The 22768-nt window shown below is 42.8% G+C and carries 32 protein-coding genes; 27 read left to right on the forward strand and 5 right to left on the reverse strand.

Annotated elements, in window-relative coordinates; genetic code table 11:
- The first annotated feature begins 6 nt into the window (after positions 1-6).
- Positions 7-1494: a rhamnulokinase gene (gene rhaB, locus NSU15_RS11480; protein ID WP_339290455.1), complete on the forward strand. Its 1488-nt coding sequence runs from the start codon at positions 7-9 to the stop codon at positions 1492-1494.
- Between the two features lie 48 nt (positions 1495-1542).
- On the opposite strand, the gene NSU15_RS11485 is transcribed toward rhaB, so the two are convergent.
- Positions 1543-2118 carry a hypothetical protein gene (locus tag NSU15_RS11485; protein ID WP_339290457.1) on the reverse strand — a complete coding sequence of 192 codons (576 nt, stop codon included), beginning with the start codon at positions 2116-2118 and terminating at the stop codon, positions 1543-1545.
- 159 nt (positions 2119-2277) lie between these two features.
- Here NSU15_RS11485 and rhaA point away from each other — a divergent pair, with 159 nt between their 5' ends.
- The 3 genes from rhaA (at position 2278) to NSU15_RS11500 (ending at position 4797) form a co-directional block, all read left to right on the forward strand.
- Entirely contained in the window at positions 2278-3552 is a 1275-nt protein-coding gene (gene rhaA, locus NSU15_RS11490) for an L-rhamnose isomerase (protein WP_339290459.1), read from the forward strand.
- Between the two features lie 117 nt (positions 3553-3669).
- On the forward strand, positions 3670-4308 hold the full coding sequence (locus NSU15_RS11495; RefSeq protein WP_339290460.1) for a Vat family streptogramin A O-acetyltransferase: 639 nt from the start codon (positions 3670-3672) through the stop codon (positions 4306-4308).
- A gap of 111 nt (positions 4309-4419) precedes the next feature.
- Positions 4420-4797, forward strand: coding sequence for a YkvA family protein (locus NSU15_RS11500; protein WP_339290462.1), 378 nt, complete (start codon positions 4420-4422; stop codon positions 4795-4797).
- A 16-nt stretch (positions 4798-4813) separates the two neighbouring features.
- On the opposite strand, the gene NSU15_RS11505 is transcribed toward NSU15_RS11500, so the two are convergent.
- Positions 4814-5206: a helix-turn-helix domain-containing protein gene (locus tag NSU15_RS11505; protein WP_339290463.1), complete on the reverse strand. Its 393-nt coding sequence runs from the start codon at positions 5204-5206 to the stop codon at positions 4814-4816.
- A 150-nt stretch (positions 5207-5356) separates the two neighbouring features.
- Here NSU15_RS11505 and NSU15_RS11510 point away from each other — a divergent pair, with 150 nt between their 5' ends.
- The 16 genes from NSU15_RS11510 (at position 5357) to NSU15_RS11585 (ending at position 14918) form a co-directional block, all read left to right on the forward strand.
- Positions 5357-6031, forward strand: coding sequence for an NAD(P)H-dependent oxidoreductase (locus NSU15_RS11510; RefSeq protein ID WP_339290464.1), 675 nt, complete (start codon positions 5357-5359; stop codon positions 6029-6031).
- Positions 6032-6240: 209 nt separating this feature from the next.
- The gene (locus tag NSU15_RS11515; protein ID WP_042126587.1) at positions 6241-6651 is read left to right on the forward strand and encodes a CidA/LrgA family holin-like protein; all 411 of its coding nucleotides are present in this window, start codon (positions 6241-6243) and stop codon (positions 6649-6651) included.
- A complete protein-coding gene (locus NSU15_RS11520; RefSeq protein ID WP_042126588.1) occupies positions 6651-7337 on the forward strand; it encodes an LrgB family protein in 687 nt (228 codons plus the stop codon). The genes NSU15_RS11515 and NSU15_RS11520 overlap by 1 nt, the downstream gene beginning before the upstream one ends.
- Positions 7338-7428: 91 nt before the next feature.
- Positions 7429-7608 (forward strand): hypothetical protein, encoded by a 180-nt coding sequence (locus NSU15_RS11525; protein WP_042126589.1) that lies wholly within the window; start codon positions 7429-7431, stop codon positions 7606-7608.
- Between the two features lie 177 nt (positions 7609-7785).
- Positions 7786-7974: a hypothetical protein gene (locus NSU15_RS11530; RefSeq protein WP_339290467.1), complete on the forward strand. Its 189-nt coding sequence runs from the start codon at positions 7786-7788 to the stop codon at positions 7972-7974.
- 162 nt (positions 7975-8136) lie between these two features.
- The gene (locus NSU15_RS11535; RefSeq protein WP_249923464.1) at positions 8137-8703 is read left to right on the forward strand and encodes a putative ABC transporter permease; all 567 of its coding nucleotides are present in this window, start codon (positions 8137-8139) and stop codon (positions 8701-8703) included.
- 184 nt (positions 8704-8887) lie between these two features.
- Positions 8888-9199, forward strand: coding sequence for a hypothetical protein (locus NSU15_RS11540; protein ID WP_076147737.1), 312 nt, complete (start codon positions 8888-8890; stop codon positions 9197-9199).
- Positions 9193-9540 (forward strand): IS66 family insertion sequence element accessory protein TnpB, encoded by a 348-nt coding sequence (gene tnpB, locus NSU15_RS11545; RefSeq protein WP_076147734.1) that lies wholly within the window; start codon positions 9193-9195, stop codon positions 9538-9540. The genes NSU15_RS11540 and tnpB overlap by 7 nt, the downstream gene beginning before the upstream one ends.
- 64 nt (positions 9541-9604) lie before the next feature.
- Positions 9605-11182 (forward strand): IS66 family transposase, encoded by a 1578-nt coding sequence (locus tag NSU15_RS11550; RefSeq protein ID WP_076147732.1) that lies wholly within the window; start codon positions 9605-9607, stop codon positions 11180-11182.
- A 113-nt stretch (positions 11183-11295) separates the two neighbouring features.
- Positions 11296-11760, forward strand: coding sequence for a DUF523 domain-containing protein (locus NSU15_RS11555; protein ID WP_042126593.1), 465 nt, complete (start codon positions 11296-11298; stop codon positions 11758-11760).
- A 61-nt stretch (positions 11761-11821) separates the two neighbouring features.
- The gene (locus NSU15_RS11560; RefSeq protein ID WP_339290469.1) at positions 11822-11968 is read left to right on the forward strand and encodes a hypothetical protein; all 147 of its coding nucleotides are present in this window, start codon (positions 11822-11824) and stop codon (positions 11966-11968) included.
- Between the two features lie 210 nt (positions 11969-12178).
- Complete coding sequence (locus tag NSU15_RS11565) at positions 12179-12652, forward strand: NUDIX domain-containing protein (protein WP_339291324.1); 474 nt, start codon at positions 12179-12181, stop codon at positions 12650-12652.
- A gap of 18 nt (positions 12653-12670) precedes the next feature.
- The gene (locus tag NSU15_RS11570) at positions 12671-13258 is read left to right on the forward strand and encodes a histidine phosphatase family protein (RefSeq protein ID WP_076117088.1); all 588 of its coding nucleotides are present in this window, start codon (positions 12671-12673) and stop codon (positions 13256-13258) included.
- Positions 13255-13680, forward strand: coding sequence for a hypothetical protein (locus NSU15_RS11575; protein ID WP_339290471.1), 426 nt, complete (start codon positions 13255-13257; stop codon positions 13678-13680). Before NSU15_RS11570 ends, NSU15_RS11575 begins: the two co-directional genes overlap by 4 nt.
- Before the next feature lie 9 nt (positions 13681-13689).
- Positions 13690-14100 (forward strand): DUF2809 domain-containing protein, encoded by a 411-nt coding sequence (locus NSU15_RS11580; RefSeq protein WP_339290473.1) that lies wholly within the window; start codon positions 13690-13692, stop codon positions 14098-14100.
- Positions 14101-14126: 26 nt separating this feature from the next.
- Complete coding sequence (locus tag NSU15_RS11585; RefSeq protein ID WP_042126599.1) at positions 14127-14918, forward strand: lipid II flippase Amj family protein; 792 nt, start codon at positions 14127-14129, stop codon at positions 14916-14918.
- Positions 14919-14938: 20 nt separating this feature from the next.
- Here the strand turns inward: NSU15_RS11585 and NSU15_RS11590 are convergent, their stop codons facing one another.
- Positions 14939-15715, reverse strand: a complete 777-nt coding sequence (locus tag NSU15_RS11590) for a hypothetical protein (protein WP_156114778.1) — start codon at positions 15713-15715, stop codon at positions 14939-14941.
- A gap of 197 nt (positions 15716-15912) precedes the next feature.
- Here NSU15_RS11590 and NSU15_RS11595 point away from each other — a divergent pair, with 197 nt between their 5' ends.
- Genes NSU15_RS11595 through NSU15_RS11605 form a run of 3 tightly spaced genes read left to right on the forward strand, consistent with a single transcriptional unit; the run spans position 15913 to position 17540 of the window.
- Positions 15913-16770 carry an SDR family oxidoreductase gene (locus tag NSU15_RS11595; protein WP_042126601.1) on the forward strand — a complete coding sequence of 286 codons (858 nt, stop codon included), beginning with the start codon at positions 15913-15915 and terminating at the stop codon, positions 16768-16770.
- Between the two features lie 4 nt (positions 16771-16774).
- Entirely contained in the window at positions 16775-17119 is a 345-nt protein-coding gene (locus NSU15_RS11600; protein WP_042126602.1) for a hypothetical protein, read from the forward strand.
- A gap of 19 nt (positions 17120-17138) precedes the next feature.
- The gene (locus tag NSU15_RS11605) at positions 17139-17540 is read left to right on the forward strand and encodes a DUF4265 domain-containing protein (RefSeq protein ID WP_042126603.1); all 402 of its coding nucleotides are present in this window, start codon (positions 17139-17141) and stop codon (positions 17538-17540) included.
- Positions 17541-17673: 133 nt separating this feature from the next.
- Here the strand turns inward: NSU15_RS11605 and NSU15_RS11610 are convergent, their stop codons facing one another.
- Positions 17674-18612 (reverse strand): alpha/beta hydrolase, encoded by a 939-nt coding sequence (locus tag NSU15_RS11610; protein ID WP_042132083.1) that lies wholly within the window; start codon positions 18610-18612, stop codon positions 17674-17676.
- 207 nt (positions 18613-18819) lie between these two features.
- Between NSU15_RS11610 and lepB the strand changes: the two genes are divergently transcribed.
- The 3 genes from lepB (at position 18820) to NSU15_RS11625 (ending at position 21602) form a co-directional block, all read left to right on the forward strand.
- Positions 18820-19317, forward strand: coding sequence for a signal peptidase I (lepB, locus tag NSU15_RS11615; RefSeq protein ID WP_042126605.1), 498 nt, complete (start codon positions 18820-18822; stop codon positions 19315-19317).
- A 126-nt stretch (positions 19318-19443) separates the two neighbouring features.
- A complete protein-coding gene (locus NSU15_RS11620) occupies positions 19444-20481 on the forward strand; it encodes an HD domain-containing phosphohydrolase (protein WP_042126607.1) in 1038 nt (345 codons plus the stop codon).
- Positions 20482-20741: 260 nt separating this feature from the next.
- Positions 20742-21602: an alpha/beta hydrolase gene (locus NSU15_RS11625; RefSeq protein ID WP_339290477.1), complete on the forward strand. Its 861-nt coding sequence runs from the start codon at positions 20742-20744 to the stop codon at positions 21600-21602.
- A 68-nt stretch (positions 21603-21670) separates the two neighbouring features.
- Here NSU15_RS11625 and NSU15_RS11630 read toward each other — a convergent pair whose 3' ends face one another.
- Positions 21671-21988, reverse strand: a complete 318-nt coding sequence (locus NSU15_RS11630; RefSeq protein ID WP_339290479.1) for a MazG-like family protein — start codon at positions 21986-21988, stop codon at positions 21671-21673.
- Positions 21989-22085: 97 nt separating this feature from the next.
- Between NSU15_RS11630 and NSU15_RS11635 the strand changes: the two genes are divergently transcribed.
- Positions 22086-22664 (forward strand): TIGR00730 family Rossman fold protein, encoded by a 579-nt coding sequence (locus NSU15_RS11635; RefSeq protein ID WP_042126615.1) that lies wholly within the window; start codon positions 22086-22088, stop codon positions 22662-22664.
- Positions 22665-22768 lie beyond the last annotated feature (104 nt).

Raw genomic sequence — 22768 nt, forward strand, 5'->3', positions numbered from 1 at the left:
TTAAGAATGAATGCTGGGGCACATAAACAAGGTCAGAATCATATTGCTATTGATATTGGAGCCTCTAGTGGGAGAGTCGTTTGCGGAACCTTGCAAGAACCGGAAGGAACCTTATCATTAACAGAAATTCACCGTTTTAGTAATGGATTCGCTGAGAAGAAGGGTAATCTTTATTGGGACGTCGATTATTTATTTGCTGAAATTGTAAATGGCTTGCAGAAGGCGAAGTCAAAAGGAATTGAGCATTGTACCGTCGGAATTGATACTTGGGCCGTGGATTACGTACTTCTAGATCAGAAGGGTACACGAATTCATGAAGTTTTTTCTTATCGTGATTCCCGAACGGATGGAGCGGTAGAGAGTTTGCATCGCAATATATCAACTGAAAGCGTTTACGGAAAGACGGGGATACAAGTTCTCCCGATTAATACGCTGTACCAGTTGTATGTGCATGATCAGGTAGAGCTGGAAGCAGCACATTCCATCCTTTTGGTCCCTGATTATCTCTACTATCGGCTTACGGGACGAAGAATTAGCGAAGTCACGAATGCTTCAACCACAGGTCTGCTGAATTTGCATACTCGGGATTATGACGCTGATCTCCTGGCACTACTTGGTCTTTCAAAAGAACAATTTCCACCCTTAACGGAATCTGGGGAACATATTGGCGGATTGACTGATGACTTGACGGCACGCGGTGATCTTCCAGTTTGTGAGTTCATAGCAGTAGCCACTCATGATACAGCATCGGCTGTACTAGGCGTTCCTGCAAGTAGCGATAGTTGGGGATTTCTTAGTAGTGGTACTTGGTCACTCATCGGGGTGGAACGGGATTCAGCAATTACAAGTCCAGAGGCGATGGAGCGCAATTATACAAACGAATGGGGAGCCTTCGGCTCATTTCGTTTTCTTAAGAACATTATGGGGATGTGGCTGATCCAAAAGGTTCGTGAGGAATATGGCGGGCAGTACAGCTTCGGCGAACTGGTAGAATTGGCAGCGCAAGAAATTCCTTTTAGATCCATCATCTACTGCAATGATGAACGATTCATGAATCCATCCAACATGGTTAGCGAGATACAGAGCTATTGTGCAGAAGTCGGACAGTTGGTACCAAAGACACCAGGGGAGATTGCCAGATGTGTGTTTGACAGTCTTGCTCTTTCTTATTATTTCTACGTTCAGGATCTTCAGCTATTGACCGGTGAAAAATGGGAGCGGCTGCATATCGTAGGTGGTGGGGCGAACAACGGATTGCTATGCCAGATTGCGGCCGATTTGCTAGAGATGGAAATTTACGCTGGACCAACGGAATCAACCGCATTAGGTAATGTGGTTATGCAAATGATCAGTGTAGGCGCGGTCGCAGATATTAAAGAAGCAAGAGAAATTATTTATCGTTCATTTGATGTAACAACTTATCTTCCACAAATGATGGATTCCACCCTGAAAACCGCAGCATTAGCAGAATTTGCTCGGCTACAGGTCGTATAAGAGTAACTAATAAAGTAACCGAGAATATATGGGATGACTATTAGATAGCTATGGATGAGCAAAAGAGGGGTATAAATCTCCCACATAGAGCGCAAAAAGCGGAAAACGAGTAAAAGAAGGGTATAAATCCCCCTTATTGAGCGTAAAAAGCGGAAAACGAGCAAAAGAAGGGTATAAATCCCCCTCATTTAGCGCAAAAAGCGGAAAACGAGTAAAAGAGGTACAAAAATCCCCTTCATTGAGCGCAAATAGCGGAAAACGAGCAAAAGAGGGGTATAAATGCCCCTCATTGAGCGTAAAAAGCGGAAAACAAGTAAAAGAGGGGTATAAATCCCCCTCATTGAGCGCAAATAGAGGAAAACGAACAAAAGTAGGGTATAAATCCCCCACATTGAGCGTAAAAAGCGGAAAACGAGCAAAAGAGGGGTATAAATCCCCTACATTGAGCGCAAAAAGCGGAAAACGAGCAAAAGAGGTACAAAAATCCCCCACATAGAGCGCAAAAAGCGGAAAACGAGCAAAAGAGGGGGATAAATCCCCCTCATTGAGCGAAAAAAGCGGAAAACGAGCCAAAGAGGGGTATAAATCCCCCTCATTGAGCGCAAAAAGCGGAAAACGAGCCAAAGAGGGGTATAAATCCCCTACATTGAGCGAAAAAAGCGGAAAACGAGCAAAAGAGGGGTATAAATCCCCCACATTGAGCGCAAAAAGCGGAAAATGAGCAAAAAAAGGGTATAAATATCCCTAAATGAAATCACTAAGACAATATCAGGAGGCTTAAGCATGGAGCAGAGTACAGAAAGCTTAAAGAGCATTCAGACGAGCTATAATGAAGCGAAAAAGCTCTACGCACAGCACGGCATTGATGTAGATAAAGTATTAGAACAGCTTGCGGCAATTAAAATTTCATTGCACTGTTGGCAGGGAGACGATGTAAAGGGCTTCATGAATAAGGAAAAGGAACTCAGCGGCGGGATCGCGGTCACGGGCAGTTACCCGGGGCGTGCTAGGAATCCGGAGGAACTACGGCGTGATTTGGAGCGGGCCTTAGCGCTTATCCCAGGCCGTCATAAAGTTAATCTACATGCTATTTATGCCGATACGGAAGAGACAGTAGATCTTGATGCACTAGAGCCTAAGCATTTTGAAAGATGGGTGAACTGGGCTAAGGAGCAGGGACTGGGATTAGATTTCAATCCCACTTGCTTCTCTCATGAAAAAGCTAATGATGGCTTCACACTAAGCCACCCGGATCCTGAAATACGCAACTTCTGGATTTCTCATTGCAAGGCTGCACGCCGAATCTCAGAATCTTTCGGGCAGGCGCTAGGTCAGCCTTGTGTGACTAATTTCTGGGTTCCAGATGGATATAAAGATACACCGATCGACCGTCTATCGCCGAGGGTACGACTTCAGCAATCACTGGATGAGATTTTCAGCGAGGAGATCGATCCGCAATATAACATTGATGCAGTAGAAAGTAAGCTGTTTGGAATTGGCTCAGAAAGTTATGTGGTGGGCTCGCATGAATTTTATATGGGGTATGCGCTAAGCCGGGGCAAAGCGGTTTGCTTTGATGCTGGGCATTTCCATCCGACCGAGACCATTTCGAACAAACTATCGTCTTGGCTGCTGTTTGGTGATCAATTGCTGCTGCATGTTAGCCGCCCAGTACGCTGGGACAGTGATCATGTGGTGACAATGGATGATGAACTGCTAGAGATTGCCCGTGAACTAGTTAGAGGTCAATTTCTAGACAGGACTCATATCGGACTTGATTTCTTTGACGGAAGTATAAATCATATTGCTGCTTGGGTGATCGGAACACGGAACACAATCAAAGCCTTGTTACGTGCGATGCTGGAACCGATAGAGCTATTGAAGCAAATTGAACTGGATGGGGATTATACTACGAGACTTGCGCTTGTGGAGGAATTGAAATCTTATCCATTCGGGGCTGTTTGGGATTATTATTGTGCGACAAATGGTGTGCCTGTCCGTGAAAGTTGGCTGAGCGATGTGAAGCAATATGAAGTAGAGGTTTTATCGAAGCGATAAAGTAGTTGTAATGGCGGTTACCACACGGTAGCCGCTTTTTATGTTCATCATTCGTACTTATTTGAAAAGGCTTCCGATCTCTGCTATGTTTTATCAAAAAGAGAGAGAGGCGTTACTATGGAGAAATATGGACCGAATCCGAATGCACTCTATCCAAATGAACAGATCAAAAGCATCTGTTACATCAAAAATGTGATTACTAGAAACAATATTCTGGTTGGCGATTATACGTATTATGATGATATAGACGGTCCGGAAAAGTTTGAGGAGCATGTGACGCATCATTATGATTTTATTGGCGATAAGCTTATTATCGGGAAGTTCTGCGCGATTGCCAAAGGGATTGAATTTGTTATGAATGGTGCGAACCATCGAATGAATTCTGTTACGACCTACCCTTTTAATATTATGTCCAATGGCTGGGAGTCTGCGGTTCCTCAATTATCTGATCTACCCTTAAAAGGAGATACAGTAATCGGTAACGATGTGTGGATTGGGCAGAATGTTACGGTTATGCCTGGTGTACATATAGGAAATGGAGCCGTCATCGCAGCTAATTCAACAGTTGTGAAAGATATCCCGGCTTATAGTGTGGCTGGAGGAAATCCCTGTAAAGTGATTAGACAACGTTTTGATGATGAATTGATCGAATATCTTGAAGTGCTTAAGTGGTGGGATTGGGATGCTGAGCGAATCTTTAAGCATCTTGAAGCGTTATGCAGCAGTGATTTGACTAAAATCAAAGAAATAAAATGATTTTGTGTAAGTTTCATAGAACGAGCTATAGTTTATCTTAAAGATATAAATAATAGCTGAGGGTATACTGACAGTATGTACTTCATATGAACCTTGCGGAGGGAATAAATAATGAAGAAAGATGATGATAAGCTCACTGCGGAGCTCACTGCAGAGAAGTTTCCATACAGCAAAGAAAATGAGGATATGGTAACTCAGAATTTTTGGACAAAAACTAAAAAGTTCGCAGGCAAGATTCCATTTACTAAAGATGCTATTGCGATGTATTATTGTGCCGTTGACGCTAAGACACCTTTATGGGCAAAAGGAATTGCTTTCGGTGCATTGGCTTATTTTATTTCTCCAATAGATGCGATACCCGATGCGATTCTCGGCCTTGGATTTACAGATGATGCAGCGATCATTGCAGCAGGAATTAAAGCGATATCTGGTCAGGTAACCAACGAACATAAGGAAAAGGCCGAAGCATTTTTTAATGGGGAAAAATAAAAGGTGCAGCTTTGAGCTACACCGTAATATTTGTACCTTCTGAACAGCTTTCTGCGGAAAGCTGTTTTGTTTTGTAAACCTCACCCCAGTCTTTCATGAGTTTAATAATAGGGGTCAGTGTCTTGCCAAATTCAGTTAAAGAGTATTCGACTTTCGGGGGAACCTGATGGTAGACCTCACGGTGAACAACCCCATCTTCTTCCAGCTCTCTAAGCTGCAGGGTCAGCATACGTTGAGTAATGCCTGGGCAGATTCGGCGGAATTCGTTAAAACGTTTCGTTCCATCGATCAAGTGATAGATAAGAATGCCCTTCCATTTCCCTCCTATAACATCAAGCGTAAATTCCACAGGGCAAGCTTCCTTATTGCTGTCAGGGTAATTTCCAAAGCCACCTTTTCGGTCACGCATTGCCGCTCAACTCCCATGGTATCATTTTGTATACTACATAACATTAATGTGCGTACTTTTAAAGAAGTAATATATATTCTAATATTAAGCATGTGATCGGCAAACAGTCAAATGGTCGTCGATTCTAACCAAGTAAAGGGAGTGTGACTCATGGATACTTTGTCTTTAAACAAGAATGAAATCCTGTCTGCCTACCAGTTCAGACATGCAACTAAAGAATTTGATAGTCATAAAAAAATAAGTGAGTCAGACTTTCAGTTTATTCTAGAAACAGGACGTCTGTCACCAAGTTCATTCGGATTCGAGCCTTGGCGTTTTGTCGTAGTACAAAGTCCAGAAATTCGCGAGAAATTACGTGCTTATGCTTGGGGAGCACAAAAGCAATTGCCAACCGCAAGTCATTTTGTATTGATTCTTTCACGTCTTCCTAAAGATATGGCTGCTGATTCAGATTATATTAAAGGGGTCATGGAGCATGTGCAGGAGCTACCTCCAGAAGTGAGGGAAGGGAAAGGTAATATGTACGATAAGTTCTTGAAGGTTGATTTCGGATTGATGGAGAATGAACGTGCAATGTTCGAATGGAGCTGCCGGCAGAGTTATATAGCCCTTGGTAATATGATGACATCAGCGGCTTTAATCGGAATCGATTCTTGCCCAATGGAAGGTTTTGATAAAACAAAGATTGAGCAGCTCCTTGCAGAAGAGGGGATTATGGATGCTGAGCATTTCGGAATCTCCTGTATGGTAGCCTTTGGATATCGTTTGAATGAACCACGTGGCAAAACAAGACAAGTCGCTGAACAAGTCGTTCAGTGGGTTTAATTAAACTAGAATCTCATTCTTGAGCTGCAAATGAACAGACCTAACCTGCAAAGTCTCCGGCGTTTTGGAGATCATGCAGGTTATTTTTGTTTATTTCTTACAAGATTCGAAAAGTAATTGAAATTTTCATGAAAACTCTGATACTCTTATTAAGGTGACCTATTTTTAAGCTTTACCGAGTTAATTTAATAATGAAGGGATCCTGCATCATGAAAATCATTCGCATTATTATTCAAGTGTTCGTGCTTTATTTATTCTATTTGGCTGGAGACTTTCTGCAAAAGCAGCTGCATCTCCCCGTTTCCGGGAGTATCGTCGGATTACTGCTGCTCTTTGTTTTATTGTTATTCAAGATCGTACCTGTGAAATGGATTGAAGAGGGTGCAACAACAATATTAGCTTACCTTCCGTTATTTTTTATTCCAGCGACGGCTGGGATCGTGAAGCATATGGATATTTTCAGTGGAAGAGGTTTGCTATTAATCCTGATTCTTATCGTTAGCAGCGTCCTCACAATTGCAGCGGCAGCACATACCAGTCAATGGCTTTCAACCTTGAAAGGCAAGAGCAGAGCGGGCTGGAGCAGCAAGAGCTTAGGCAAAGAGGGGAAGGAAATATAATGTTTTTTATCGCGACAGGAATTGTCCTGCTTAATGTTGCTATTTATTTGATGATGTCCGTAATATATAGACGTTTTCGCTTTCCTGTACTGATTCCCGCGTTAACAGCAACAGCCCTTGTTGTAGCCATACTTTTATATTTTAATATTCCATATGATACATATATGATAGGCGGTCAGTGGATTAATAAGCTGCTCGGTCCAGCTGTTGTAGCGCTAGCTTACCCATTGTATAAGCAACGTAATGTATTAGTGGAGAACCTCCCGGCCATCCTTGGGGGAGCGATTGTAGGTCTGTTATTAGGGATGTTTAGTGGTTTGCTTTTAGCAGCTGGCCTAGGATTCTCTGAAATGTATGTTCTGTCCATATTGCCAAAATCCATCACAACGCCTGTAGCGATACAGATCTCAAATGGTTTAGGTGGGGATTCTTCGCTAACTTCTGTATTTGTAATGATTGCCGGATTTACGGGCGCGATTGGCGGTCCTTTCATCATAAAGCTGTTTAAGATAAGAAGTGAGATCGGCATTGGAATCGGTTTAGGTACTGGCTCTCATGCGCTAGGAACTGCAAAGGCGCTGGAATACGGTGAAAAGTCAGTTTCAATGAGCTCCGTAGCGATGACCGTTTGCGCTATTGTCGGTTCATGTATCGGTCCGCTGGTAGCTTGGATCATGTACCCTTAAATTCATTCATCGTTACTATGTTTGCAAAACACTCCATCGGGTAACTATAACTAAGGAACAAATAAAGCAAAGCACCTGAGGAGGATTTCACATGTCAGATTATTCTCAAGATGAAGCGGAAATCCGCAACAAGGAAAATAAAGACGGCGATTCATTAGCTGAAATTAAGAAGATGGAGAATGGTGTGGACATCGAGCCAGAAGCAGACGATTGGGTAGCCAAGCCTGCAGAGTCCTCGCATCCTGATCCGCTTCCTAACGATTTGGACTAAATGATTCGGAAGACAGGCTGTCCTTCATTGGGCAGTCTGTTTTTCTTGAGATCATTTTAGCAATTATTGTATAATGAATTCAGGTACAACCTCATCAGAGAGTTTTCTCCAAGTTCTTAGTAGCATTTTCGCAAATTTCACAGATCTCAGCCATTCTTGTAGCAGGGAGGAAATGAAATGCGTAGTCGGAATGAGAACAGCCGATATCGGCAAAAACGCGGTGAGGCGCTAGCAGGCAACTTTGAGAAAAAGTATGGTTCAAACTTTGGCGTGCGTAGTGAAATTACGACGGATACGTTAAAGAAACAAGACAACAATCAGCCGATGATACCGGCTCAGAATCCTGAAGAACAGCTTAAACCATAAGCGTGGAAGGATAGAGAATCCGCTTCACTCTTTGTATTTTGTAATGAAGACATAACCCTGGGGTTATGTCTTTTTTGCGTGCATACCTTCTGAAGGATTAAGGCATAATAGGGCCGGATGGATATTTAAGAAAATAATGACAACTAGGAGCGGTGTATAAACATGATGACTTCAATATTTTCTTCAAGCGGAGATACTGCGATGGCAGTGGCGGGTCAGTATTTTTTTTATTTTATGGTCTACTCTTTTTTAGGTTGGGTATTGGAAGGTACATATAACTTATATAGCAATGGAAGCTTTCGCAAAGAGGGGTTTCTAAAAGGTCCCTTTAAACCCATGTATGGATTCGCACCACTGCTTCTACTGATTGCCAGAGACTTAACTCTGCCTTTCCCAATGTTCCTCCTTCTGGCGTTAGTCATTCCTTCAGCTGTTGAATATATAAGTGGTTGGTTGCTGAAGAGCGTGTTTCAAAAGCAATGGTGGGATTATTCAGGAATGTCTTATCAATTGCAAGGGCATATTTGCCTTCGTTTCTCTCTATATTGGTGGGCGTTATCGGTAGCTTGTGTGTATGGGATTCAGCCGTTTATGGAGCGTTTATATTCTCTTGTCCAAAATGTTTGGGGAATTATATTTCCCTTGACGGGTCTTTACCTTATGGCGGATTTATTGTGGACTTGCTGGAGTCGGTATCGGAGTGAAAAGAGCCCCCAATATCAAGATTAAAATGAGTTCTATATGGACATTGTGAGCATTCTTTTGTGTATGAAGCACAAACTTTTCATGGACAAGCCTCTCAATCTTGCATATCAGTTTTGTGTCGTAAAGTAAGCGTCAAACCTAGCCCACCTGTAAACCCAACGCCAGCCATGAGATCATAGGCATATCTTAAATCAAGGAGATCTGCCAGATGACCAATGCCGAACAACGCCAGTATGAGTGGACAGAACGCATCAGGGACTATCGGACCAGTGGCCTTTCCATGTCTGCCTGGTGCGAAGCACAGGGCTTGACCTTACATCAATTGAAATATTGGCTCCGCAAAATCGATTCCAGCCAGCCTTGCTCTTCCTCCCCTTCCTTTATTCCGGTGACCGTTTCTCCGCGTTCCTCGTCTTCCTCCTTGACGCTTCGTATCGGTCCGGCCTCTCTTGACGTACAGACAGGTTTTTCTCCTGAACTGCTTCGTCAAGTGGTTCAAGCGCTGGAGGCCTTATGCTGACGCTGCCGGAAAAGGTCTATTTAGCCGGCGGCAGCACAGATTTACGCAAGTCCATCGACGGCTTGGCCGCCCTGGTTCAGGAGCGATTTCAGCTCGATCCGTTCGCGCCTTGTCTGTTTGTCTTTTGTAACCGTCAGCGCGACAAACTCAAAATGCTCTACTGGGAACATAATGGCTTCTGGCTGCTGTACCGCCGCCTGGAACGAGGAACCTTCCAGTGGCCGGGCCCTGGCGACTCGCCGGTTGCCCTTTCCTTTCGCGAACTTCGCTGGCTCTTGGATGGGCTTTCCCTTCACCAGCGGCAGGCCCATAAACAGGTCAAGGCTCAGACCGTCGTTTAACGGATTTTTCATTTTTGCAGGCCTGGTAGCAGGGAAATCATCCGTGTTGTCGAAATTTTAGGGTATGGAAAATCAAGCGAACCCCTCATCTACAATAGAAGAACTCCAACAACAAAAGGCCAAGCTGGAACAGCAAAATGCCGAATTGACCGCTAAACTTCAGTGGTACGAGGAACAGTTCCGTCTGGCCCAGCATAAGCGCTTCGGCACCTCCAGCGAGAAGACCCATCCGGATCAGCTCGAGATGAACCTGTTCAATGAAGCCGAGGTGTTAGCGACCCCGGCTTCCGAAGAGCCGCAAACCGAGACCCTTACCTACAGCCGCAAGAAATGGACGGACACTCGCGAGGCCAAACTGGAGAAATTACCTATCGATACCCTTCACTATGAACTGCCTGAAGAGGAGCAGGTTTGTGCGTGCTGTGGCGGAGACCTTCATCCTATGAGCACGGAGACCCGCAACGAAATCACCGTGATTCCAGCAGAAGTCAGAGTCTTGCGTCACATTCGGCAGGTGTATGCCTGCCGCCGGTGTGAACGCGAAGCGATTCAGACTCCAATTGTCACAGCTCCTATGCCGAAATCGGTCTATCCCGGCAGTCTGGCTTCACCGTCCATTCTGGCGCATGTCATGAACCAGAAATATGTGGAGAGTCAGCCTCTCTACCGCCAGGAGCAACAGTTTGCCCGGCTCGGGCTGACGCTCTCGCGGCAGACCCTGGCAAATTGGATGATGTATGGGGCAGATCAATGGCTGACGCCGCTGTTTGAGCGAATGAAAGAACATTTGCTAGGGCAGGAGATTTTGCATGCGGACGAAACGACGCTGCAGGTGCTGCGGGAGCCTGGAAAGTCCGCCGAGTCGCAGTCGTACCTGTGGTTGTATCGGACCGGACGCAGTGGACCGCCCATCGTGTTGTACGAATACTGCAAGGCGCGTGGCGGGGAGCATCCCCGAAATTTCCTGGCCGGATTCAGGGGATACCTGCACGTGGATGGATACCCTGGCTACCATAAGGTAGCCGGGGTGACTCTGGTCGGGTGCTGGGCCCATGCGCGCCGCAAGTTTGACGAAGCGCTGAAGGCCTTGCCCGCCTCCGAAGCCAGGATTGGAACGGCTGCGCAGCAGGGACTCACCTTCTGCAATCAGTTGTTCGCGGTGGAGCGAGAACTGAAGGATGCGACGCCGGAAGAACGAGAGAACGTCCGAATGGAGCGCAGCCGCCCGATTCTGGATGCTTTTTCAGTATGGCTGCGTCAGCAAAAGTCTCGCGTCCTGCCCAAGAGTGCCCTGGGCCAAGCGATCACTTATTGCCTGAATCAATGGGAGAAGTTGTCCGCTTTCCTGAAGGACGGACGCCTGGAGATCGACAATAACCGCAGCGAACGGGCGATTAAACCGTTTGTGATTGGACGCAAAAACTGGCTTTTTGCCAACACCCCACGCGGAGCCAAGGCTAGTGCAGTCATCTATAGCGTGATGGAAACGGCAAAAGAAAACGGACTGAATCCGTTCCAGTACTTGAAGTTTCTATTTGAACAGCTTCCACAACTCCCTGATCTGAAAGATCCAGAAGCGCTGGACCCGTTCTTGCCTTGGTCAGCCGCTTTGCCACCGATCTGTCGGGTATTGAAATCCTAACCTCATTCTAAAATCGAGCCCTCATCTTGGTGTCAAGGTGTGGGCTGTTTGACGCTTACGTCGTAAATAATATAGCCATATATTAAATACTAGACGGACTGGTGGAGATAACGATGACAGGGAAGATTCTAGTAAGCGCATGTCTGTTAGGACATAAAGTACGTTATGATAATGGTGATGTGCCGTGTCTAGATGCCCGTTTCCTGAAGTGGTATGAGGAAGGACGTTTTGTCCATATTTGTCCTGAGGTAGTCGGTGGGTTACCAACGCCTCGCCCCGATGCTCAGCGGCAAGGTGAGCGGGTAGTGACGGGTGCAGGTGCAGATGTTACAGAACCCTTTATGAAAGGTGCTCAAGCAACGCTGAAGCTGGCTACAGAACATCAAGTTGCGTTAGCGATTTTGAAACAGGATAGTCCTTCTTGTGGTAGTCTGTATATTTATGATGGAACATTTATGGATACGAAGATGTCAGGAGAAGGTACAACTACGGAGTTATTACGGCAGTATGGGTTTAAGGTGTTCGGTGAAGATCAACTAGATGAAGTGGAGAAAGAACTAGCCCGGATGGATGGGTAAGTCATTCTTAAAGTCATAAATGGAACTCATGCTACATAATGTGTATAAGGGAAACGAAGCAGTGTCCTTGGGAGAGGAATTGCCGTCCGAAGAGCCATCCTTTATTTGGGATTGGAGGCGGACGCAGATGAGTATTGATCAGCTCATTTCATTGCTCGTTCTTGTCATCATGATCGTACAGCTTGCCGGCTACAAAGGGAAACATTAAGTTCAAAGTCTCACCTCATTGTAACTGCTTCCGGACCTCAGAAACTATTGAGCCGTTCGGAAGCTTTTTTTGTTCCACGCTAAGCATATTGCCGAATCTAAAGGATTCCATCACAGAGATGTCTAATATATACATAATGTGGGTTTTTGGGAAGCTGGAGGAAAATAGGATGATGTTCTACTAAACGGTGTGAAAGGATGGATGAATAGCGTGCCGATGTCTGAGTATTATCAGGAAATCCGAGGAAAAGTGGGATCAGAGTTATTAATGATGCCCTCCGTAGCTGCAGTAATAAGAAATAAAGAAGATGATATTCTATTTATCCGCAAACCTGAAGAGTCCTTGTGGGGATTGCCAGCAGGAGCCATCGAGCCAGGGGAACGTCCGGGAAGAACTTTGCGCAGAGAAGTATATGAAGAGACTGGATTAATGGTAAATCCTACTTCCATTCTTGGGGTTTTTGGTGGAGGGAAATATAGATACGAATATAACAATGGAGACCAGGTGGAATATACAGTCATCGTATTTGAGTGTTCTATCATCCGTGGAACACTGAGAGCAATGGATGGAGAAGTCGAAGAATTTAAGTTCTTTAAAGAGAGTGAGCTGCCCGAGATGACCATTCCCTATCCAGTGGAGATTTTCAAGAAAGACCGTGAGGCAGCAAAAACGATATTTGAATAAGCAGGAGAGGAGTTACTCATGAAGACTTTTATTTATATGATTAGGCACGCAGTATCACCTTTTGTGCTTGGAGATGAAAGGGAACGAGGATTATCTGATAAAGGGCATGAGGATGCTTATAGAATTAAAGAAATATTGGCGGAAGAGGAGATCACACATTTTATCTCCAGTCCTTATAGACGAGCCATAGATACGGTTAAGTATTTGGCTGAGGCTTCGGATCATGAGATTGAGCTGTATGAGGAGCTTAGAGAAAGAGCTATCGCAAGCATGGAGATTGAGATCAGTGAACAAGAATATCTCCAGGGAATACGGACCTCATTCACAGACTTACAATATAAAATGCCGGATGGAGAGAGTACTCAGGAAGCTCAAGAGCGTGCGATTCCAATCATAAAAGAATTGATCCGGCAAAATAAAGGCAGTAAAATCGCACTTGGTACGCACGGGAATATCATGACCATTATCCTGAATTACTTCAATAAAGAGTATGGTTATGAGTTCTTTGAACAGACTTCCAAACCAGATATTTATAAGTTGGAATTTGATGAATTAGAGCTTACTAGTGTGGAACGAATGTGGAATCCCGAAGCGCTGAGTAAATGAGATATTTTATTAAGCTCAATGGATTAAGCGCATTTTATGCCTTTATGTTGTTTGTCGTCATAGAGCTACTAGTGAATATTTATCGAATCAGTAGAATTTCGGGCTTGGAGCTGGGTAAAGTAGATAACTTGCTGCTTATCTTCATGCTTGTATTATTTATATTTTCTTCTATAGGGTTTGTTTGGATTACAAAAAAATATTTGAACGGTAAAAAATCCAAATATTTCACTGCGATCCTTTGGTATCCCTATTTGTTTCTGTTCGTTAATTTATTTGCAGCATGGTTCCCAATTACAGAAGCTGCGGATAAACCAGCACCGGTAACAGGACTGATCATAATAGGGGCCATGATTATTTATCCGTTTTATATCGTGATCATTAATATTATCGCAAGCATAAACTTCAAGTCAGACGCTGGATAGAGGATGGAAATGAGAGTTAATGCTCTGAAAGAAAGACTTTTTTATGGATGCATCTGCCTAATTGTTATTGCACTGGGTTTAAGCTCTAGAGTATTCTCGGAACATCTGCCTTTGTTTGTATCGAGACATTTTGGAGACGCACTTTGGGGCAGCATGGTTTACTTTATGTTTCGCGTACTGCTAGTGAACAGGAAGCTATGGATTGCTTTTATGTGGAGTCTGATGTTTAGCTTCGGCATAGAATTCAGCCAGCTATATCAAGCGGAGTGGATCAATAGCATCCGGGCTACTGTACTCGGTGGATTAATTCTCGGAAAAGGGTTCCTATGGGTTGACCTTGTTAGATATGGCGTTGGAATTATACTTTCTTATGGATTGGATCAGTACTTTCACCCAAAACAGTATCGAGTAGATAAATAGCTTTCTCATTGGAGATGAACCTACAAATGGTTAATAGTTTGATTGTAGTATGCTTGCTTACAATGATTATTCATACCGCAGAAACCTTATCGTATTCGGTAAGATACGCCGGAGTGAAGCTGAATAAGATAGCTATTGCTTTGTCTCTGACAGGCATTATTGTTCTCGTGTCAAGAACCGCAAACATGATTCAAGCTCCACTGACGGCTAAATTCGTAGACTACGCCAAATTGCATCCTGATTTTCCGCTTATTAATTATTTGAGAATTATTCTGTTAGCTTCATCATTAGGCACTTTAATTGCAATTGCCGTGTTTCCTACCTTTGTGGGTCTTTTTGGTAGAATCATATCTAAGCTAGAGATCGAAGGTTCTATTCCCAAGCTGCTTACGAGCGTAACCATTGGGCAGTTAAAGAATACAAGAAAATACATAAGAAAACCAAAAGTGAACCTATATAACTTTAGATACCTGGGAATTCCTAAACGGTTTATTGTCATGAATGTTTTTGTTACAGCATTCTATACGGTTGGTGTATTGGCTTCTCTGTATGCTGCCAAGTTAGTTCCTGAATTCAGCACCACTGCCTCTCAAGCTTCTGGACTAATTAACGGATTAGCAACCATATTGCTCACCGTATTTATCGACCCGCAGCTTGGTCTTATTACTCATAAGGCTACTGAAAATATAGAATATCGCAACCAGCTTGGAAAAATATATGTCGTCTTGATGGGCTCCAGATTTCTAGGGACATTGCTAGCCCAATTGCTGATCGAGCCCGCAGCCGGTTTCATCAGTTTACTGGTAAAACTGATTTAAGGAATGGCGAACCGCTCTACTTATGGAAGCTTAGATTCTGCGGCGCGCAAAGCTAGTGCTATCTTCTGCTCCCAGCTGTAAATATTTTGCTGCATGGCATGAACTCGTATCATTTGATCATAGGATGCTCTCAATTCTGTTGCTGCTGTAATCGCATCTCCTTGTTTTACAGCCGATTTGTAGTGTTTATCTGCTTCTGATCGAACTTTCTGTGCTGCAGCGATATTCTTGTTCTCGTCGGTGATTTGCTTCTTCAAAGCTGTGATCGGTGCCAGCGCATCTTTGATAGGTTTGAGCTTAGTAGCGGTTTGCTTACGGGCGGTTGCCAACGCGTCTGTCTTTGCCTTGATTTCAGTTCTAGCGATGGTTACCGCAGCCTTGAGCTTATTGCGTCTCAGGTCAAGGAGAGTGGCGGTCTTAAAGTCTTTAGCTTTCTTCGCTGCAGCAGACTGCTTACTGAGTGTACTGTATTGTTCCAGGAGGGGAGCGTGCTTCTTTTGAACAGTTGTGGCTTCAGAAGATAAACGACTCAGCAGAGCCTTATCTGTTGACTCTATGACAGTGTGAATAGATTTCAGTGTTTCATTGTTCTGCTTGCGCAGTATCTGGATTTTAGAGCTATCAGACTTGAGGGCAGCTTGAAGAGAGGTATAATTACCATGGAGACCGTTAATGTCATTTAACGCAGAATCCCAATCTGTACCTCCAGCAGCCATCGGAAGGTTGCTAATGAGGAGAGCTACTACAAGGATGAATTGGACGAACCTTTTAAAATAACTAAATTTGTGAATTATCAATCGTTTCAGCTCCTTAATTAGTTTATGCGCGCAAAAAAGCACCTCCAAGATAGGCATGATTGCCTGTCTTGCGAGGTGCTTCTCCCGCACAGAATATAAATGATGCAATCACTATAACTTGAAATTAATGGATAGTCAACCCCGAAATAGAACGTTAGTTTGCTTTTTGGAATAATGAAACATGAGGAGAGTCAAATATGAATTCACAACTAGATCGAATGCAGGATCGAGTGGCCTTAATAACCGGAACTTCTAGTGGATTTGGACTGCTCACAGCCCTCAAACTAGCTGGACAGGGATTCAAAGTTGTAGCAACCATGCGCGATTTGAGTCGTAAAGGTGAGCTTGAACAGCAGGCAGAGCAAGCAGGACTCTTAAAGCAGCTTCATTTCATGACTATGGATGTAACTGATAGTGATTCTATAGAGGCGACTATATCCTCAGTGCATGATACATTTGGAAGAATTGATGTTCTGGTTAACAATGCAGGTTTTGCTATAGGCGGCTTCATAGAAGAGATAACTATGGAGGAATGGCGCCAGCAAATGGAGACGAATTTTTTCGGATTAGTGGCGGTGACAAAAGCTGTGCTGCCAGTGATGCGAGAACAGAGAAGTGGTACGATTATTAATGTGGGGAGTATAAGCGGGTTGTCCGGGTTTCCGGGGTATGCTCCATATGCAGCTTCCAAATTTGCAGTAGAAGGATTCAGTGAAAGTCTACGTCATGAAATGTCTCCTTATGGAATACGTGTAGTATTAATTGAACCTGGCTCTTTCCGTACCCCGATTTGGGGAAAGGGAATAGAACAAATCCGTCGAAGCGAGAATTCTCCTTACAGAAAACGTCTGGATGCAGTGCTACGATATTCCAAACATACCGCTGAAACTGCACCAGATCCAAGTCAAGTCGCAGATCTTATCGGTCGTATTACTGAAATGAAGTCACCAAGGCTTCGGTACCCTATCGGCAAAGGCACCCGGATCTTGATCTTAGGCAAAACGCTGCTCCCGTGGAAATGGCTGGAGAGAATTATTGCGAAAGAATTGAGGTGATGGAATGGAGCAATCCATAAACTTAACAATCATTAAACTCATTGGATATGTATCCAGTTTGATGACCGTTTTTTTATGGTTTATATTTATATTCATTAATCCTTATGCTGAGGTTACGAATCAATCCAGTATTATAATGAGTATGGTAATGCTGGTGTTGCCGGCCGGATTACTAGCGATAGGCATCTCTTTAAACAGAAGTCTTCTCATGCTTCTCGCCTTTATTTGGAGTTTTCCCTACAGTCTGTATATGTTTTTGACGCCAGGTATCTTCAGATTGTTTGGGGTTACAAGCTTAATGTATTTATTGTGTTTTGTGTTATTTAGAATCATCAAGATCAGACTTTGATAAGAATTGAGGTGTGCCGATGCTAGATTCGTCAGGACTGCATATTTGTTTCGATCCAGCAGGCCGTGAAATTGAAATCCTTGATGTAACTCCAGTTGGTAAAGATAAATACCGCATCGAAGAGACGCCGATTTTTAATCCAGGTGTTACAATGGGTGATATTATACGAGTGAAGGAAGAACAAGGAATCTTTTATTATCAGGAAACGGTACAGAAATCTCATTTTAAAAGGTACGCCTGGCTCCTCAGTAAAGAAGCTGTTGATTCAGCAGCCATTTCTGCTTTTAAACAACGGATCACGGATAATGAAGGGAAATGTGAACAAATCTTTGGTGGTTTGATAGTCATTCATATTCCTAAGAATACTTTGATTGATGTGGATGGGGAAATGAATCGAATCATTGAGCGGTTTGAGAAGTGAAGGTACGTAAATATAAACGAAGGATGAATAAGAAAAAATACTGCGGCATGAAATGCAAGGTAGCTTGCACATGATGCAGCAGCATGGAGATTAGGTGAAACGGTTTAGACAATCTGAGCGATACAATCTATACTTATTTTATTTCTTTCATAAATGTCTTAAAATTTTCGGCGATTTCTTTTGATTTGGTATGGTGCAGATAATGTCCTGCATCAAGTTTTACCAATTTTCCTTGTACGGAATTTTTGACTTGCTCTTCATGCAATGATATCCAATCTTTTAAGAGAGTATCATCCCCTTGTACAAAGAGCAATAGGGGAATATCCTTTGGAAAAGTTGAATTTAGAGCCCCTTTATAATTAGAAGACATATGTTCCACTTCATTTAAATTAGTGTAATTATAAGTGTTTCTAAGTGTAAGCAATCTCAATTGTTCTTTAGTTTCATCATCAAACGGCAATTCAGCATAGGGATTTCCACTTGATTTAAATAACAATCTGCCCAATCCTGATTTTCTAAGTAGTTTTAATTTTCCTGTTGGTATTTTAACACCTATTCTGTCTTCCGTTGCAATACTATTATCAATCCCGACAAATGCACTCACTTCGTTTGGATATTTGTTCACATAATTCAAACTGTACATACCGGAAATAGAGTGTGCCATTAGAATATAACGGTCAATCTTAAGCTGCTTTACAGCTTCATGAATCTCACTTACAATATTTTCCGTGGTTCGTTCTTTTTCAGTTCTATCACTTAATCCATAACCGAAAGGCTCGATCACGACAACTTTGTAAAATGGAGATAGTTCATCTACTAGCAGTTTAAAATCAAGTCCCGGTGCCACCGTTCCATAACCAGGTAATAGCACGACTGTCTCTTCGCCTTGTCCTTGAATCAAAACATTCATATTTTTACCATCAACGCTTACAGACTGACCATAAGGTTTTATTCTAGCTTGGTCCGATTTATTGAAGAAAATATTAGCGACAAAAACAGTCACTAGAAAAAGTACTATTGCGGTAGCTAAAGCCCCTAAGGAAATAAGTGTAATTCGAAGCGGTTTATTCATCCTTTTTTTCGTAGCTTCTTCTTTTGGTTTCACGCGTATCTTCACCTGTCCTCATCAGTTATTATGGCTATCCTAAAGACTCGCCAAAGAAAGCTTACCCGATGAAGGTGAACCCTACATGACGACAATATGAACTGAATATGAATGAGCGAAAAAAGCTACAGCACCGATCAAAGAGTCTATAAAATGAATATGAGGTGAGCGATTATGTTGAAATTTATCAAACAATATTTGCCTAGTATTGCTATCGCCGTGGTCATTTCTTTGTTTGTAAGAACTTATGTTGCTGAAGCCATGAAGGTTCCCACGGGCTCTATGATCCCTACAATTGAAATTAATGACCGACTAATCGTTGAAAAAATGTTATGGATGACCACACTTGATCATGGAGATATCGTTGTGTTTACGCCGCCGGTAGCAGGCGATGAGAATAAAAGATATGTGAAGCGGTTGATAGGGCTGCCAGGCGATACCATTGAAATTAAAGATGGAGCACTTTACAGAAACGGAACGGAGATCAATGAGCCCTATCTTAATGAGCGGATGGACTATACTTTTGGACCCGTTACGGTTCCGGCGGACCATTACTTTTTTCTCGGAGATAACCGGAATATAAGCTATGATGCTCATCTTTGGGCTACTCCTTTTGTAGCGAAGGATCAGTTGATCGGAAAAGTGATCGCGGACTTTAGTATTCCTTTTTAGGTGAAGCCGCAGGGGTCTTTTGAACTAATTATGAGCGTTAATGAGACTTTAACCATATTGTGACTTTGGAAGAATTTAGCTATCCTTAAGGTAAAATATACCTATACATAGGAAGGGTGCTGAATTTTGAAAGCTCATGTCACAGATCTAAAACATGGCGATTGTCTTATGATGGACACTTTCAATAGTGTTGGCCTACATGTGCTCCCGAAGGGGACCATTGTCTACAAAGAAGAAATCACCCTCCTGATGAGACATCGTATCGATTATGTCGATATTGAACCTCGCAGCATAGCGATGGATAATGAAGGGATGAATTTGGAGCAAAGTCTGAATGGAAATTTTGATCTTGTGATCCAAAACTATGAGTCTATTTTTCTAGAAGCACTCAGCAAGGGCAGTTTCACGCAGTCAGATGTAGATCTTACGCTGCAGCCCTTGCTGGAAAAAATGGATGAGCATAAGGATGTAGTGTCCTTATTACTGTTGCTTGAGCGGGAGGACGTTGGTACATACAATCATTCTTTGCAGGTCGGACTTTTATCTTTTTACATAGCGACTTGGTTAGGTTATACCAAAGAAGAACGTTACGAGATTAGCCGGGCTGGGTATCTACACGACATAGGAAAAAGTCAGATCGACCCTTCTATCTTGAATAAGGCAGGAAACTTAACCTCTGAGGAAACGGAAGAACTAAAACGTCATACTACATATGGATACGATATTATTCTTAAATCTATGAATGACGAGAAGACTGCACTGGTGGCGCTTCAGCATCATGAATTTGAGGATGGGACAGGTTATCCTAATATGCTTCGTAAGACGGACCTGCACCCGTATACACTGATCGTGGCTGTCGCTAATGCTTACGTCGGGATGACCTCAACAAGAGCGAATCAACCAAAACAGGGGCTAATAACCGTTCTGCGCAAGGTGCATGAGCTAGGCTTTGGTAAACTGAATGGAAATGCGGTACAAGCTTTGATTGGACATTTATTGCCGAACTTTGTAGGTAAAAATGTTCAGCTTAGCAATGGAGAGCAAGGTACGATTATTATGAATAATCCTTTGGACATTTTTAAGCCGTTAGTGAAAGTAGATGAAACTACGTTTAGGGATTTATCCAAGGAGCGTAATTTGACTGTTGAAGAAGTATTTATTTAATGAATAATTTCGTTGCAAAATTAGGCTATCCACTTGGTCGCTAAGATCGAGAGATAGTCTTTTTGTGTTATAATCGAAGCTGGGTTCAAAACCCATAGTAACGAATAGGAGAGTGCTTATCGTGATTATCAAGTTCATTCGTTTGCGTTAAATCGAGGTACAATTCAATGATACCATCATCCATTTATTTTAAAATGTGACCGGTCTTATTTAAGTGTGCAATCTTTGATTACCAAATTCGAATGAAATGAGGATTAACAATGAGCGAAAAGATATTTAAAGTAAACGGTATTGAACTATGTTCGGAGAGTTTTGGAGACTCCAGCAATCCTGCAATATTACTGATTATGGGTGCCACATGTTCTATGGTTTTTTGGGATGAGGAGTTTTGTCAACGATTAGCGGATACAGGACGATACGTTATTAGATATGATAACCGGGATGTAGGACGTTCTGTTGTTTATGAACCTGGGAGTTCCAATTATACAGTGCTTGATATGGCCGATGATGCTGCTGGGTTACTTGACGCTTATAATATAGAACAGGCAGATATCGTGGGGATGTCCTTAGGGGGTATGATTGTACAAGTTCTTGCTATTCGCCATCCTCAGAAAGTTCTAACCTTAACATTGATCGCATCTAGTATTTTTGAATCTGATGATAATGATCGGAACTTGCCTCCAATGGATGAGAGGATCCTCGCTTTTCATGCGGATGGAGCTACTCTGGATTGGTCAGATGAAGAAGCGATAGCGGATTACTTGGTTTCCGGTTCGAGCATACTTTGTGGTTCAAAACATAAATTCGATGAGAAAAGAGCCTATAAACAAGTTAGGATGGAAATAAAACGTGCAAACAACTTACTCAGCATGTTTAATCATGCTCTTCTAACAGGGGTAGATGACTACGAAGGTAAGGCGAAAAATATCGTAGTTTCTACATTAGTTATCCACGGTACAGAAGACAGCGTACTTCCTTTAGAGCATGGCTTGGCGCTTGCCGAAGAAATTCCTAATGTGTCACTACTAACCTTAGAAGGAACGGGTCACGAAGTTCACCCTGATGATTGGGAAACCATAATTAAAGCTATTTCGAATCATACTCTAAGCGGTAAAGCTTAACGAGGTTTAAATATATAAAAAGGGTTACAAATCGGTGATGCCGATTGTAGCCCTTTTTCTACATCTACTTAGGAATTAAATCGTTTCACTAATTTTTCTTTATGCGCAGTAAATACCTCTTCTAAAGTGATGCCATACAAATCGGCTAACAATGCGATATTTCCTAGCACATCTCCGATTTCCTCAATCAAGTCGTTTCTCAGTTGCTCTGGTGGAGGGGTAGATTCATCTGGACGATCTCTTCCGATTTCATAGGACCGTACTGCCCGTGCAACCTCACCGGTTTCTTCCATAAGAAATCCAACGCTTATAAAAGGACCGTAATCGGCCCAGCCTCTTTGCCCATAAAAGCTTTTTATCCATTTCTGCACTTCATTGATCTCCATATTATGTAGCACTCCTTAATCTTTAACATGATTTATTCACCAACATATAGTATATTAGATGTCGGATATTATCAATATATAGTTTGGGGATGAGGATTTGAAATCAATTTGCGTTTTTGCAGGGTCGAATTTAGGGGTACATGAGGAATATAAGGATAAAGCTGTTGAACTTGGAAACTACATGGCGATGAATAATTATCGCTTAATTTACGGGGGGTCCAGAATCGGATTAATGGGTGAAGTCGCCAATGCTGTGTTGAAAGGTGGAGGTGAGGTGATCGGGGTTATGCCTAGGGGGTTGTTTAATGGAGAGATGGTACATAGAGAATTAACGCAGTTGATAGAAGTAGAAGATATGCATGGACGTAAAGCAAAAATGGGAGAATTGGCGGATGGTTTTATTGCATTACCCGGTGGTTTTGGGACGTATGAAGAGCTGTTTGAGGTTTTGTGCTGGTCACAAATTGGTATCCATAAGAAACCGGTGGGTGTTCTAAATATCAGGCATTACTTTGACCCTCTGATGAATTTAATTCAACATAGCATTAACGAGGGATTCTCTAATGCTTCACATCTCAGTCTGCTAAACCTATCAGATGAGCCGCAGGAGCTCTTAACGTTACTGGAGGGTTATATTCCCCAGACGTTAGAACAAAAGTGGAAACAGCTTAACTAGAAAAGTTCAAGCGTATTTTTAAGACAACATGAGTTTGAAAAATGGCGGTAGGTTAATCTTGCTGTCTTCTCTAAATTAATAAGTGAAATCCACTGAATTTGAAT

Source organism: Paenibacillus sp. FSL E2-0201 (genome assembly GCF_037963325.1).
In the GTDB taxonomy this organism is placed as follows: domain Bacteria; phylum Bacillota; class Bacilli; order Paenibacillales; family Paenibacillaceae; genus Paenibacillus_AQ.